At 42.8% G+C, this 13,485-nt stretch carries 14 protein-coding genes; 8 read left to right on the top strand and 6 right to left on the bottom strand.

Features of this window, described 5'->3' with window-relative positions:
- Positions 1-36: 36 nt before the first annotated feature.
- Positions 37-1,068, bottom strand: a complete 1,032-nt coding sequence (locus BTO28_RS03715; RefSeq protein WP_076764149.1) for an STAS domain-containing protein — start codon at positions 1,066-1,068, stop codon at positions 37-39.
- A gap of 132 nt (positions 1,069-1,200) precedes the next feature.
- On the opposite strand from BTO28_RS03715, the gene BTO28_RS03710 reads away from it, so the two are divergent.
- Both BTO28_RS03710 and BTO28_RS03705 read left to right on the top strand, forming a co-directional pair.
- Positions 1,201-2,757: an ABC-F family ATP-binding cassette domain-containing protein gene (locus BTO28_RS03710; protein ID WP_076764147.1), complete on the top strand. Its 1,557-nt coding sequence runs from the start codon at positions 1,201-1,203 to the stop codon at positions 2,755-2,757.
- An 18-nt stretch (positions 2,758-2,775) separates the two neighbouring features.
- Positions 2,776-3,450, top strand: a complete 675-nt coding sequence (locus tag BTO28_RS03705; RefSeq protein ID WP_076764145.1) for a Dph6-related ATP pyrophosphatase — start codon at positions 2,776-2,778, stop codon at positions 3,448-3,450.
- Positions 3,451-3,497: 47 nt separating this feature from the next.
- Here BTO28_RS03705 and BTO28_RS03700 read toward each other — a convergent pair whose 3' ends face one another.
- Complete coding sequence (locus BTO28_RS03700; protein WP_076764143.1) at positions 3,498-4,643, bottom strand: DEAD/DEAH box helicase; 1,146 nt, start codon at positions 4,641-4,643, stop codon at positions 3,498-3,500.
- Positions 4,644-4,758: 115 nt separating this feature from the next.
- Between BTO28_RS03700 and BTO28_RS03695 the strand changes: the two genes are divergently transcribed.
- Complete coding sequence (locus BTO28_RS03695) at positions 4,759-4,971, top strand: hypothetical protein (RefSeq protein ID WP_076764140.1); 213 nt, start codon at positions 4,759-4,761, stop codon at positions 4,969-4,971.
- A 93-nt stretch (positions 4,972-5,064) separates the two neighbouring features.
- Here BTO28_RS03695 and BTO28_RS03690 read toward each other — a convergent pair whose 3' ends face one another.
- Both BTO28_RS03690 and BTO28_RS03685 read right to left on the bottom strand, forming a co-directional pair.
- Positions 5,065-5,685: a DNA-3-methyladenine glycosylase gene (locus BTO28_RS03690; RefSeq protein WP_076764138.1), complete on the bottom strand. Its 621-nt coding sequence runs from the start codon at positions 5,683-5,685 to the stop codon at positions 5,065-5,067.
- Positions 5,639-6,883 (bottom strand): DUF2254 domain-containing protein, encoded by a 1,245-nt coding sequence (locus tag BTO28_RS03685; protein WP_076764137.1) that lies wholly within the window; start codon positions 6,881-6,883, stop codon positions 5,639-5,641. Before BTO28_RS03685 ends, BTO28_RS03690 begins: the two co-directional genes overlap by 47 nt.
- A 141-nt stretch (positions 6,884-7,024) precedes the next feature.
- On the opposite strand from BTO28_RS03685, the gene BTO28_RS03680 reads away from it, so the two are divergent.
- Both BTO28_RS03680 and BTO28_RS03675 read left to right on the top strand, forming a co-directional pair.
- A complete protein-coding gene (locus BTO28_RS03680) occupies positions 7,025-7,354 on the top strand; it encodes a DUF948 domain-containing protein (protein WP_076764135.1) in 330 nt (109 codons plus the stop codon).
- 292 nt (positions 7,355-7,646) lie between these two features.
- A complete protein-coding gene (locus BTO28_RS03675; RefSeq protein ID WP_076764134.1) occupies positions 7,647-9,296 on the top strand; it encodes a glutamine--tRNA ligase/YqeY domain fusion protein in 1,650 nt (549 codons plus the stop codon).
- A gap of 42 nt (positions 9,297-9,338) precedes the next feature.
- On the opposite strand, the gene BTO28_RS03670 is transcribed toward BTO28_RS03675, so the two are convergent.
- Positions 9,339-10,811, bottom strand: coding sequence for an alpha-amylase (locus tag BTO28_RS03670; RefSeq protein ID WP_076764132.1), 1,473 nt, complete (start codon positions 10,809-10,811; stop codon positions 9,339-9,341).
- A 131-nt stretch (positions 10,812-10,942) separates the two neighbouring features.
- Complete coding sequence (locus tag BTO28_RS03665) at positions 10,943-11,401, bottom strand: N-acetyltransferase (protein ID WP_076764130.1); 459 nt, start codon at positions 11,399-11,401, stop codon at positions 10,943-10,945.
- Between the two features lie 166 nt (positions 11,402-11,567).
- Here BTO28_RS03665 and argJ point away from each other — a divergent pair, with 166 nt between their 5' ends.
- The 3 genes from argJ (at position 11,568) to BTO28_RS03650 (ending at position 13,465) form a co-directional block, all read left to right on the top strand.
- On the top strand, positions 11,568-12,716 hold the full coding sequence (gene argJ / locus BTO28_RS03660) for a bifunctional glutamate N-acetyltransferase/amino-acid acetyltransferase ArgJ (RefSeq protein ID WP_233129815.1): 1,149 nt from the start codon (positions 11,568-11,570) through the stop codon (positions 12,714-12,716).
- A gap of 102 nt (positions 12,717-12,818) precedes the next feature.
- Positions 12,819-13,154 carry a DMT family transporter gene (locus tag BTO28_RS03655; RefSeq protein WP_076764128.1) on the top strand — a complete coding sequence of 112 codons (336 nt, stop codon included), beginning with the start codon at positions 12,819-12,821 and terminating at the stop codon, positions 13,152-13,154.
- Positions 13,151-13,465: a DMT family transporter gene (locus BTO28_RS03650; protein WP_076764126.1), complete on the top strand. Its 315-nt coding sequence runs from the start codon at positions 13,151-13,153 to the stop codon at positions 13,463-13,465. Before BTO28_RS03655 ends, BTO28_RS03650 begins: the two co-directional genes overlap by 4 nt.
- The last annotated feature ends 20 nt before the right edge of the window (positions 13,466-13,485 follow it).

Here is a 13,485-nt window from a genome sequence, read left to right as displayed (position 1 = left end):
CGTTTTTCCCTAATCATAACAATCCCTTTTTAAAAATTATTGATTTCCAGCTCTCGTAATATGCATGCCTTCAAGTGCAATCGCGTAGTGAACAGCATGCTTTAATGTCGCGAAACATTTTAAATCTTTCAAATAGATGCCTTTCGATGCCATTTCCATCCCGAGTTCAGGTGAAATACCCGCAACAATAGGCACCGCGCCAATTAGTTGAATGGACTGTGTTACTTTCTCGAGCGTGCTTAAAACGAGTGTATTCATCTCTTTAATACCAGTGACATCCAATATAAGCATATTAGCTTTATGATCAACAATTGCCTGCAATGCTTTTTCAATAAAATCATCTGATCTCTCTTGGTCAAACCGTCCCATAAGAGGTGTAACCAGAATACCGTCCAAAACTGGAATGACCGGTGATGACAACTCACGGATCATTTTTCTAAGCTCCAGCGTCCGGTTTTCAACCATTGCCTCAAGCTGCATAATTGTCTGCTGCTCCTGGGATTGAATATGTTCACGCACATTTTCCGCTGGTGTCATTGGCGATGGGTATAGTTCAATTTCTTTATAAGAACCCATTTCATCCGCTTTATAGTCTACCACTTTATACCAGATCGTCTCGCCTAATAATCCGCTGAATAGGCCTGCCCAGTGGCCGCCAAGAAACGTGCCATGCCGTTCTTTTTCCTGTTCAAAGGCGACTTTGCTTTCCCAGTCGTTTCGAATTTCGAGCACTGCGCGTTTTTCTTTTAAACAAAGCCGCTTAAATTCCGTGGCACCCCACCCGGCAGACGCATAAATATCCGGCAGCGATTCAAGCACTTTTTGTATGTCTTTGCCGCCTGCTGCATAAAAACTGCTGACAATTTTCCCTGTGCGGTATCCCGCTGTTTCCATGACAACACGGGCAGAATCCCTACCGGTTACTTCTTCGATTGTATCAATAAACGTCTTAAGAGCGGTCTTTGTCCAAAATAAAACAACGTCTTCTCCTTCGAATTGAAACAATCCTTCTTCTCTATTCCAGTAAAGATTAGCTCCGCCTACTTTCGCATTATATTCATGCTCCATTACAAAATCCCTCCTGAATTTCCCTCATATCCCTATCTTACATTGAACATGTTTCATTCACCAGTTTCCCCCCCATTTTTTCATGAAAATGATATAATCATGTTAAAAATGAACGAGAGGATTTTTATACGTATGAGTATTTTATCAGTAAGCCGCCTAAGCCATGGTTTTGGTGATCGCGCTATTTTTAATGATGTATCTTTCCGCCTCTTAAAGGGCGAACATATAGGACTTGTCGGAGCGAATGGAGAAGGAAAATCAACGTTTATGAATATTATTACCGGAGAACTCCAGCCGGATGAAGGAAAAGTCGAATGGTCGAAAAATGTCCGTGTCGGCTACCTCGATCAGCATGCTGTATTAAAGCAGGGCATGACCATTCGTGACGTGCTCCGGACTGCGTATCAATATTTATTTGATGTGGAAACGGAAATGAATGAACTTTTTGGCAAGATGGGGGACGTGACGCCGGAAGAGCTTGAAACCTTGCTTGAGCAAACAGGCACCATGCAGGACCTGCTGACGAATAATGACTTTTACATTATTGACGCGAAAATTGAAGAAACAGCCCGCGGCCTTGGCCTTGATGATATCGGTCTTGAACGCGATGTTCACGACTTAAGCGGAGGCCAGCGGACGAAAGTATTGCTTGCCAAGCTGCTGCTTGAAAAACCGGATATTTTATTACTCGATGAGCCGACAAACTATCTGGATGAGCAGCATATCGAATGGCTGAAGCGTTATTTACAGGAATATGAAAATGCTTTTGTTCTGATTTCCCATGACATTCCGTTTTTAAACAGTGTTGTCAACTTAATTTATCATATGGAAAACCAGGAATTAAACCGCTACGCCGGCACTTATGATGACTTTTTGAAAGTTCATGAAATGAAAAAACAGCAGCTTGAAGCGGCGTATAAGAAGCAGCAGCAGGAAATTGCAGGTTTAAAAGATTTTGTTGCCCGTAATAAAGCGCGCGTCTCCACACGCAATATGGCGATGTCTCGTCAAAAAAAGCTGGATAAAATGGACGTTATTGAACTTGCAGCGGAACGTCCGAAACCAGAATTTCATTTCAAAGAAGGACGGACGCCCAGCAAGCTGATTTTCGAAGCGCGAGACCTTGTCATCGGATACGGCGAGCCACTTTCCCGCCCGCTGAACCTGCGCATGGAGCGCGGACAAAAGATTGCCTTAACAGGCGCAAACGGTATCGGGAAAACAACACTATTAAAGAGTTTACTCGGTGAGATTTCCCCGGTTTCCGGCAAGGTTGAACGCGGGGAAAACTTATTAATCGGCTACTTCCAGCAGGAAATGAAGACGGACTCCGGAAATACTTGCATTGAAGAGATGTGGACGGAGTTCCCTTCATATACGCAATACGAGATTCGCGCAGCCCTTGCGAAATGCGGATTGACGACTAAACATATCGAAAGTAAAGTCGCTGTGTTAAGCGGTGGTGAAAAAGCGAAAGTCCGTCTTTGCAAATTAATTAATCAGGAATCAAATATCCTTGTCCTGGACGAGCCGACTAATCACCTTGACGTAGATGCAAAAGATGAATTGAAACGGGCGATTAAAGAGTACAAAGGCAGCGTCCTTCTTATTTCACATGAGCCTGACTTTTATCAGGACGTTGTCACTGACATCTGGAATGGTGAATCATGGACGACTAAAGTCTTTTAATGAGAGGGCGATCGAAAAATGAATAAAAGATATGCATTGTCCTGGAGCGGCGGAAAAGACTGCACGATGGTGCTGCATTTGTTAAAAGCACAAGGTGTTGATGTCGCCTGCCTCGTCACAACAGTTCCAATCGAAACCGGCCGCACGTTCGGGCACGATGAAAAAATGGACTTAATTGACGCGCAAAGTAAATCACTCGGTATTCCGGTTCATTTCATCCAATGCAGATATGATCACTATACGGAAGATTTTATTCATGATTTAAAAAAGCTGAAAGATGAGTTTGCACTCGATGGTATTGCTTATGGTGATATTTACCTTGATGGGCACTTTGAATGGGGAGAACGTACAGCAGAAGCAGCCGGTATCGAAGCAGTATTCCCGTTGAAAGGCAAGCAAGCTGAAAGTGCAGCCATGCTCGATCGGTTTATTGAAACCGGCTATAAAGCTTTGATTATTCGCGTTCGGCGCGATAAGATGGATCCGAAGTTTCTCGGCCGGAAACTGGATGAATCATTCGCTGAAGATGCAGCTAAAACGGATTGCTGTCCGATGGGTGAAAATGGTGAATTTCATACATTTGTGTACGACGGCCCGCTTTTCTCTGAGCCTATCAATATCGAACCTGGCGAAGTCATTGAGTCCGAAGCATCATTCCGGCTCGATATTTCTCTCAGCATACCTGCTCGTTAAGTATTTAAATACACTAAAGCCCGCTCATCCATTGAGCGGGCTCTTCTTTATTTTTTCGCAGGAACAGCTTTCCCTTTAAAAAACTCATATTTTTCGAGTTCAACACCTGTTTGTCTGGCGATTTTTTTGAGTTCTTTTTCTTGAAACTCACTTGTAATGAGTGTTATCACGGTTCCATCTTCACCCGCGCGTCCTGTACGCCCGGAGCGATGTGTATATTCTCTTGCATGATGTGGTGCTTCAAAATGCAAAACGTGTGTTAGTCCTTTCACATCTAAACCTCGTGCAGCAACGTCCGTAGCAAATAAAATCGGCGCTGTTCCATTTCGGAATTCTCGTATCGCTTTTACGCGCTCTTCTTTTCGCAGTTCACTGTGCAGTACGCCATTCTTCCATCCTTTATACGCAAGCTTTTCAGACATGACATTGACGTCTGTAATATCTTTGATGAACGCCAGCATTCGCTCAGGATCAAAGGCACGCATTACTTTTTCGATCATTTGCTGCTTTTCTTTCCACGTGCATGTGAAATATATGTGGCGTACTTCCCCTTCTTGCGGCAAGCTTCCTTTTGAAATTTTTACCGTTTCCGGATCATTCATAATTTCTTTTGCTTTTTCTTCAGCCGCAGCCGGTAATGTGGCGGAAAAGAGAGCAAGCTGACGGTCTTTCATAGCAGACTTAATAACAGATTGAACCGGTTCAGCAAGCGCTGTTCCAAAAAGCTCATCCCCTTCATCGAGCACAATCAGCTTTACTTCATGCATTTTCAGTTTTTTCATTTGAATAAGTTCAAGCAGCCGGCCTGGTGTACCGCATACAATGTGAGGCGGCTTTTTCAACCGCTCGATCTGACGTTTAATGTTCGCACCGCCAATCATACCGGCTGATGTGACAACTCCACCGCCAAACGTGCGGATTTCTTCTTGAATTTGCATAATCAGTTCGCGTGATGACGCCATTACAACCGCCTGGACTTGCTGGCGTTTTGGGTCAATTTTATGAAGCATTGGCAATACATATGCGAGTGTCTTTCCTGTTCCTGTTGGCGATTCAGCGATGACATCCCGTCCTGTCATCAAAAGCGGAATCGCTTCTTCCTGTACAGGCATTGCTTGTTTAAACGCCGCTTTTTGCCATGCTTCCTGCAAAAACGGCTGTAATGATGATAAAAATGTTGGTTGATTCGACATATTGACTCCTTCTCGTTTTTGTCCATTATCCATTGTTTTCATCAGGAGTGCAATGATGTTTAATCCTTCTGAAATACGGTTAGAGTAAATTAACTAATCATGATGGGGTGAAAAGATGGAAAACAATGATAAGCAGCCATTAAATAAAGGGAAAATGGATAATCCTGATCAGATGAATACCGAGAGAGAAAGCATATACGACAAATTTGAAGAAGAACAGACAGTTGACTCGATTCCTCTTGAAGATTTAAGGATTGAGCAGCAGGATGAAAAAAAGAAACATCATACAAAGGATTCTTCGTCCAGTGAAAAGAAATTTCCTGGATAAAGAAATATAAGCCCTAGAGAATGTATATTTCTCCAGGGCCTTTTTCATTTCACGTCCATTTCATGATTAGGAAGTAATGATAAAAGGCTGCTACTATCTCGACACATGCATGTTTCCAGTAACCCAAAACCGCCACGGGTAGTCTTTTGCCTCTCCGCTATTTGGAATGCCAATTCGCGGACCGGATGAAATATCATCCGGCGTATATCCGGATGCTATATAAATAGGGGGTTCATGAAAACAGCGTCCGTAATCCTCCATCGTAATGCCAAGCGCTTTCGTCAATTTTCCCGGCCCGCTTGTTACATTTTTCAACGTTGTAACACCCCTCCGCTCCATCATGAGATCGATCCCTTCATACGGTTCGACCGCACGAATTAAAACCGCTTCGGGTACGTCCACTTCCCCACTAACTACATTCACTAAACAGTGCGTGTGCATCACATATGTGTAAACGCGTCCAGCTTCGGCAAACATGATTTCCGTCCGCTTCGTCCGCCGGTTGTTAAAACTATGAGCTGCCTGGTCAAGTGGTCCGCGGTATGCTTCTGTTTCCACAATAAAACCGGACGCCACTCCTTCTTCCGTTTCCTTTACAAGCAGGCAGCCAAGTAAATTTTTAGCCATCTGCAACGTCGGTCGTTGAAAAAAATCTGCTCCAACGGGTTCATAATTGCATAAATCTCTCGGTAATTTTTCGCCGGTCCGTCTCATTTAGTATATCCTCCTCCACTTTTGCCCGCACATACTCGCCAAAATTCCTTACTTTTGCTTTAATCGACGGCGTATTTCCATCCGAGATCATTTCAAGCGCTTCAAATACTGCTAACAGAACTGAAACGCGGTCACGGCCGGAATAACATATTTCATATAATGTTTCATATAAAATTTCTTCAAACGGACGCTGCGGAATGATCAGCTGCACTGTTTCCCTGTCTTTATATATAATATATTTTCCATCAAGACGGCTCGCTTCATCAAGTGCCATTCCGATATGACGAATGCCGTCAATGGCTGTATTCGGATCATTCGCCCCCGGAGCCAATGCCCTCAGCGTAATCTCGCTCATTTTCTGAATCGCAAACTCAAGATCCTGTGCAATGGTTCGATCGTCTCCAATCTTTATATACTTTCGAATATCTTCATACCCATTTTCTATCTTGTATACTTTCCCCAATGGTGTTTTCTTTGTTACAAATGAGCCAATCGGCAGTGTTAGTTCGATAACGCATTTATGCCTGCGGGCAGTCTCAAGCAATTTATTCACTTCATAAAGCTGAAGATAGCCTTTATTTTCGGCCAATAGCATGGCGGGTGCTGTATCAGGCAGCTCGGGACGAGTTTTTACCCGCATGCCTGATGTTTCATTTTTTTCGACCAATTTCACCGCATCATCCGCAAGCCGGTTGATCAGTTTCGTCACCTGAATCGAGTTCGCAACGTGCTGTAAAAAATGTGCAAAATAAGCGAGACAAATGAAGGCAATAAACACACCAACTGCAGCTGAAATAACCGGGTCATCATTATTCACTTCTCGAATAAACAAAAGGGAAAACATCGAATAAACAAAACCGCCCATGAAGACGCCTAGCACACGCAGCGTCACTTTATCTTGAATAAAATTTTGCAGAATCCGCGGTGAAAACTGGCCTGAATAGGTCGTTAAAACAACCATTAACGTCGAAAACGTAATGGAGGTCATCGTAAGCAATGAACCCGCAATCGACCCGAGAATCGTTTTCGTCAACTCGGTGCTCGTTAGCAATCGATTGGGGACTATTTTCTTGACTGTTTCATAATGAGAAATATCTATCCATATGACGATCATCGCCAGAATAAATGCCGCTAAACTGTAAAAGCCGGGCACAATCCATATGTGCCGCAAAAATAGCAGCCAAGTCCTCTCCTTCATTACCATCCACTCCTCACTCTTCTTTTTTCCTTTTTCATCTTCAATTAATCCGTTTCATCCATTTTTCAAACATTTTACTGTTACAATTGCCATCATTCAGGGTACAGTAATTAGAAAGCGCAATTAATCAGGAGGGATTTTATGGAATGGATTGGGTGGCTCAGTCTGGCTATTGTGATCGCTGGACTTGTTTATTTCGGCGTTTCGGCGTTTTCAACATTTAAATCAATGAAGCCGAAAATCGACCGGTTAAAAGAAGCACAGTCGCACATTCAAACACAGACAGATAAAATTAAGGGTGAGACAGACGAATTAAAAGTTCACCAAGAGCAAATTATGGCCGATGTGGATCATGCAAAGCAGGCGGTTACATTGACAGTAAATGAAGCAAAACAAATTCCGAATAACGCGGTCTTTTTAGCTAAAACAACCATGGATTCGGTAAAAAACAACAAAACGGCAAACTCTTGATAAAGAAAAGCGGGAGCATTTGACACAAGTCAGATGCTTCTTTTTGTATTAAATCGTTAACGATTTTAAACTGTTCTTTATCGGGTATAAAAAACGTCTAATGAAACAGACTACCATGCCTGAAGACCAGGGTTTCCTTCCATCTCATCGTCTCTCATGCAAGATTACTTTTACTGACTGATTCGATGGATTTACGGTGAAAATGAAAGAATCATGTCCGCCCCTTTCTTTCGAGCGGTCAGTGAAATATAATAAGCATACATGACTTCAACAGAGAAAGGCTGGTATCACTTTGGAACAATCATCCAATTTTATCAGAACAATTATTAAACAGGACCTGGAATCAGGGAAACGTGACCACGTTATAACCCGCTTCCCTCCTGAACCGAACGGCTATCTTCACATCGGCCATGCAAAATCAATTGTTATCAACTTTGGTTTAGCAGACGATTTCGGCGGCAAAACGAATTTACGTTTTGACGATACAAACCCATTAAAAGAAGACCAGGAGTATGTTGATTCGATTAAAGAAGATGTCGCATGGCTTGGCTACGAGTGGGATGAGCTCCGCTACGCATCTAATTATTTTGATGAAATGTACAAGAGAGCGGTTTTGCTCATTCAAAAAGGTCTGGCATACGTGGACGAATTGACTGCGGATGAAATTCGTGAATACCGCGGTACGCTGACCGAAGCAGGAAAAGAGAGCCCTTACCGTCATCGTACGAAGGAAGAGAATCTTGATTTATTTGAACGGATGAAAAATGGCGAATTTACGGACGGTAGCAAAGTGCTTCGCGCGAAAATTGATATGGCATCTCCAAATTTAAACTTGCGCGACCCTGTCTTATACCGTGTCTCACATACGTCTCATCATAATACGGGTGACACGTGGTGTATTTACCCAATGTATGATTTTGCACATCCGCTGGAAGACGCGATCGAAGGCGTGACTCATTCACTCTGCACAACGGAGTTTGAAGATCACCGTCCGCTGTATGACTGGGTTGTGCGCGAATGCGAAATGGACATGCAGCCGCAGCAAATTGAATTTGGCCGATTAAATATTACAAATACGGTCATGAGCAAGCGGAAGCTAAAGCAGCTTGTCGATGAGAATCACGTCGACGGCTGGGATGATCCCCGTCTTCCGACAATCTCCGGCATGCGCCGCCGGGGTTTTACAGCAGAGGCCATTCGTGATTTTGTAAAAGAAACGGGTGTATCAAAAGGATCAGGTACCGTTGATTCAGCGATGCTCGATCATTTCGTGCGTGAAGATTTAAAGTTAAAAGCTCCACGGACAATGGGTGTGCTTCGTCCGTTAAAATTGGTTATTACAAATTACCCAGAAGATCAAGTGGAATGGCTGGATGCAGAAGTAAATCCAGAAAATCCTGACATGGGCATGAGAAAAATTCCTTTCTCCCGCGAGATTTACATCGAGCAGGAAGATTTTATGGAAGATCCGCCGAAAAAATATTTCCGCCTCTTCCCTGGAAATGAAGTGCGTTTAAAACATGCTTATTTCGTCAAATGTGAAAATGTTATAAAAGATGAGGATGGCAATGTCGTAGAAATTCATTGCACGTATGATCCTGAAACAAAAAGCGGTTCCGGATTTACTGGCCGTAAAGTAAAAGGAACGATTCACTGGGTTGATGCAGCGAATGCAATACCGGCAGAGTTCCGCTTATACGAACCGCTTATTTTAGATGATGAGGCCGATGAATCAGAAGACAAAACATTCCTTGATCACGTGAATCAAAACTCACTGGAAGTGATTAATGGGTTTATTGAACCGAATTTGGAAAACATTGAAGCTCAGGAAAAATTGCAGTTTTTCCGCCATGGCTATTTCAATGTCGACCCGAAACATTCAGAAAAAGGGAAGCCGGTCTTTAACCGTATTGTTTCATTGAAAAGTTCATTTAAACTATAATAAAAAAGTTCCTGCAGCGATGCAGGAACTTTTTTTGCAACTTTATTCTACATCTTGATCCGGAAGCCCCCAGACTGACACACTGCCAGCATTTACCGGGAAGACCGCCCAGCCGTCTTCACCAATTTCAATAGTTTCTTTACAAGACTTCAAGAAATCGACCCAATTCTCACCAGCTCTATCCTCACCTACATACATTTTTTTGCTTCCGCCTTCTTCGCTATTGTTTATTACAACTGCACAGCCTGACCGCTCAATTTCCTTCACACCCCTGCGAACCCATCCAATCGTATTCGGATGATCAAAATAGTCCTCTTGTTCGCCGTATGCTTTATGCAGTCTGCTGTATAATAAAGGGTCAATGGCTTCTTTCTTGCCGTCGACTGGCTTCTCCCCGCCTATCCCGTAGTAATCCCCGTAAAATACACACGGGTAGCCATCTTTTCGGAGCAGGATCAATGCATACGCACTCTGTTTAAACCAGTCCGCTAAAAATGATTCAAGTGATTCCCCGGGCTGCGTATCGTGGTTGTCGACAAATGTCACCGCATTTAGCGGATAATTTTCAACAATGGATCCTTCAAAAATTTTTGTCAAATCGTACTTAGCCCCTTCCTGTGAGGCGTTAAATAGATTGTATTTTAGCGGTACATCAAACAAATGAATGCGGCCATCTGTTATTTCAATCATTTTCGCACAGTCATCAAGCTCCGGCACCCAAAATTCTCCGACATAGAAAAAATCATCCCCGCGCTCTGACTGTATTTCTTTCGTGAATTGATCGATAAATTCGTGATCAATATGCTTGATTGCATCAAGCCGAAAGCCGTCACAATCAAGCGTCTCGGCTATCCATTTCCCCCAGCGGATCATTTCTTCCCGTATTTTCGGATGATTGTAGTCAATGTTTGCAAACATTAAAAAGTCATAGTTTCCAAACTCATCGTCCACATTTTCGCTCCATTTTTTATTCTCTCCTTCGATACGGAAAACGCCATTCCGATCTTTTTTCGCATCATAATCTGTGCCATTGAAATGTTCAAATGTCCAAATAAAATCAGAATACTTTCCTTTCCGTCCAGGGAACGTAAATTTCGTCCATCCTTCAATATCAAACGGTTCTTTCGAGATGACCTTTTCCCGATTTTCCTGATCCACTTCGACAACTTTAAATACTTCTTTTTCGTCCGCACCCGCTTTATGATTCATGACCACATCAATATATACAAACACACCAGCATCGTGGCATGCTCTTATCGCATTTTCAAGCTCTTCTTTTGTTCCGTATTTCGTTGGGATTGCCCCTTTTTGGTCAAATTCTCCGAGATCATAAAAATCGTACACACCGTACCCGTTATCCTCACTTGACACCCCTTTTGTCACAGGAGGGATCCATACAGCACCGATTCCCGCTTCTTTTAATTCTTTCGCCCGTTCCTCCAGCCGGATCCAGTGCTTATGATCGGGCTGCAGATGCCACTCAAAAAATTGCATCATTGTGCGGTTGCGTTCCATTTTCCTCTCTCCCATCGTCTGCTGATGAAAACTATACAGCTTTACTTATACCCGAAATTGAGAAAAAAACGTCCCGCTGCATAAAAAATAAAGGCTGCCCCGATATATACGGAACAGCCGATTATTTTGTTTTACGCTGTTTGAATCGCCATCGCAATTTCATCACAGCTTGGAAATTTTGGACAGTGAATGCAATCTGTCCATACTTTTTGCGGCATCTCGGTTTTTTGAATGACTTTAAAACCGCATTTTTCAAAAAAGGCAACTTGATAGGTCAGGGATATAAGTTTTGGGATACCAATTTTTTTCGTTTCTTCAACAACCCGAGCGACAAGCATTCTTCCAATTCCTCGTCCTTTTGCTTTTTCCGACACGGCGAGGGAACGAATTTCGGCGAGGTCATGCCCGAGTATCGCAAGGCTGGCAATCCCGAGAATCTCCCCTTCCTCTTCCGCAACAAAAATCGACTGCAAATTTAAAACAAGAGAGTCTCGTGTTCGTGGCAGCATCAGCCCTTCATTAGCATATTGATTCACGAGTTCAAATACTTGCTCCACGTCTTTCAGTACCGCTTTGCGTACTTCGATCATGATTTCTCACCCTTTCTGTCAATGTTTTCTTTCTATCTTACTCATTTTTTTTACTATGTCAATAGTTTTTATTCATTTTGTTTGAATAAATATTCAAAACTTCTTCACGTACATCAGTGTTCCGTTGTATAATAAAAACAATATGATGAAACTAGGAGGTTTTTCTTTGAACACTTTTCCAAAAGGCTTTATGTCTTGCTCTATAAATGCAGGTATAAAAGATAATACGCTGGACTTTACTATTTTATATTCAAAAGTTCGTGCTTCTGCAGCAGCCATGTTTACAAAAAACCAATTTTGCGGCGCACCGGTTGTGATTGGGAAACAAAATGCAGCAGACGGTTATTTACAGGCAATTGCCGTTAACAGCAAAAACGCAAATGTGGCAACAGGTGACAAAGGTCTTAAAGACGCCCAAAAAGTGACCGAGGCGGTTGCAAAGGAACTCTCCATCGATTCACGTGATGTCCTCCCTTCCTCCACTGGTGTCATCGGTGTACCCCTGCCTGTTGAAAAAATATTGACGTCTATTCCCGGCCTGAAAAATCAGCTGACTGAAAATGGACTTGAACAGTCAGCTAAAGCGATTATGACAACGGATACGTATCCAAAATTCCGTACAAGAAAAATTGGTAATGTGACAATTTCTGCGATGGCAAAAGGGTCAGGGATGATTGAGCCAAATATGGCGACAATGCTCAGCTACATTTTGACAGACGCAGCGATCGAGCCGGCACAACTGCAAAAAATGCTCAAAAATGCCGTCGATGTTTCATTTAACAGCGTGTCAGTTGATGGTGATACAAGCACAAGCGACACAGTGGTCGCCATGGCGAATGGGCTTGCCGGAAAAGTAGATCTTGTTGAATTTGAAGCGGTATTGACGGATCTTTGCATTGAGCTTGCAAAAGAAATTGCCCGTGACGGTGAAGGTGCAACGAAGCTTGTCGAAGTTCAGGTAACAGGTGCAGATGATCACGTTATTGCAAAAAAAATCGGAAAATCTATCATTAATTCACCGCTAGTCAAAACAGCGATTTTTGGTGAGGATCCGAACTGGGGCCGTATTATGTCGACAATCGGAAACTCAGAACACCAGGTAAATACAGGAGCTGTGTCCGTTTCGTTTGGTGATGTGTATGTGTTTAAAAATGGTGCGCCTGCTGAAGATAAACGGACTGAACTGGAAGAGTATTTAAAAACAAATGAAGTACTGATTAAAATTTCACTCGGGGATGGACAGGGATCTTCAACCGTTTGGGGCTGTGATTTGTCGTATGACTATGTAAAAATTAATGGTGAATATACAACGTAATACAAAATGCTCGATTAAAAGCAGCGATGATTTTAATCGAGCATTTTTTGTCTATTTATGATATAAGTACGGAAACAGGATAAAGAAAGGAAATTTATAAAGTTGAATAGGAAATGGATTCTTGTATTATTTGCCGGATTTTTTGAAGTTGGCTGGGTAGCAGGATTGAAGCACTCAAACAGTTTCATCGAATGGATTTTAACTTTTATTGCGATTGCGGTCAGCTTCGGGTTACTTATCTATTGCTCAAAACAACTGCCAACAACCACCGTATACGCTGCGTTTGTCGGTCTTGGAACGGCCGGTACGGTTATTCTCGAAATGACACTATTTGATGAGCCGTTTAGTTGGGTGAAAATACTTTTAATCGCTGTCTTGCTGGCGGGAATTATCGGCTTGAAAGTTGTTACATCTGAAAAGGATGCCGCCACTTCATGATGTGGGTATTATTAATTATAGCCGGATTATTCGAAGTCGTTGGGGTAACGGGCATGTCGATGGTAAACACAAAAAAACATGTGCTGTCTTGGATCGTTCTGATCGGCGGTTTCAGCCTTAGCTTTCTCTGCTTGTCTATTGCCATGACAGCCATTCCAATGGGGACTGCATACGGCGTCTGGACCGGTATCGGTACCGTTGGCAGCACGATTGTCGGCATGACGATATACGGTGAACCCCGTGATGTGAAACGGATCTTCTTTATTACAATGATCATCGTATCCGTTGTTGGATTGAAAATCGTATCGTAATACAAAAAAACTGCCGCCAC

The organism is Domibacillus epiphyticus, from assembly GCF_001975785.1.
Taxonomy (GTDB): domain Bacteria; phylum Bacillota; class Bacilli; order Bacillales; family Domibacillaceae; genus Domibacillus; species Domibacillus epiphyticus.
The sequence above is the reverse complement of the archived record's forward strand: the minus strand, read 5'-3'. Positions and strand labels throughout refer to the sequence as shown.

Bases quoted from the DNA above. Each gene is read 5' to 3' on its own strand.
- BTO28_RS03680 (WP_076764135.1), top strand. From the start codon at position 7,025: ATGGAATGGATTGGGTGGCTCAGTCTGGCTATTGTGATCGCTGGACTT.
- BTO28_RS03670 (WP_076764132.1), bottom strand. From the start codon at position 10,811: ATGGAACGCAACCGCACAATGATGCAATTTTTTGAGTGGCATCTGCAG.
- BTO28_RS03700 (WP_076764143.1), bottom strand. From the start codon at position 4,643: ATGTCGAATCAACCAACATTTTTATCATCATTACAGCCGTTTTTGCAG.
- BTO28_RS03665 (WP_076764130.1), bottom strand. From the start codon at position 11,401: ATGATCGAAGTACGCAAAGCGGTACTGAAAGACGTGGAGCAAGTATTT.
- BTO28_RS03705 (WP_076764145.1), top strand. From the start codon at position 2,776: ATGAATAAAAGATATGCATTGTCCTGGAGCGGCGGAAAAGACTGCACG.
- BTO28_RS03685 (WP_076764137.1), bottom strand. From the start codon at position 6,883: ATGAAGGAGAGGACTTGGCTGCTATTTTTGCGGCACATATGGATTGTG.
- BTO28_RS03715 (WP_076764149.1), bottom strand. From the start codon at position 1,068: ATGGAGCATGAATATAATGCGAAAGTAGGCGGAGCTAATCTTTACTGG.
- BTO28_RS03695 (WP_076764140.1), top strand. From the start codon at position 4,759: ATGGAAAACAATGATAAGCAGCCATTAAATAAAGGGAAAATGGATAAT.
- BTO28_RS03650 (WP_076764126.1), top strand. From the start codon at position 13,151: ATGATGTGGGTATTATTAATTATAGCCGGATTATTCGAAGTCGTTGGG.
- BTO28_RS03710 (WP_076764147.1), top strand. From the start codon at position 1,201: ATGAGTATTTTATCAGTAAGCCGCCTAAGCCATGGTTTTGGTGATCGC.
- BTO28_RS03690 (WP_076764138.1), bottom strand. From the start codon at position 5,685: ATGAGACGGACCGGCGAAAAATTACCGAGAGATTTATGCAATTATGAA.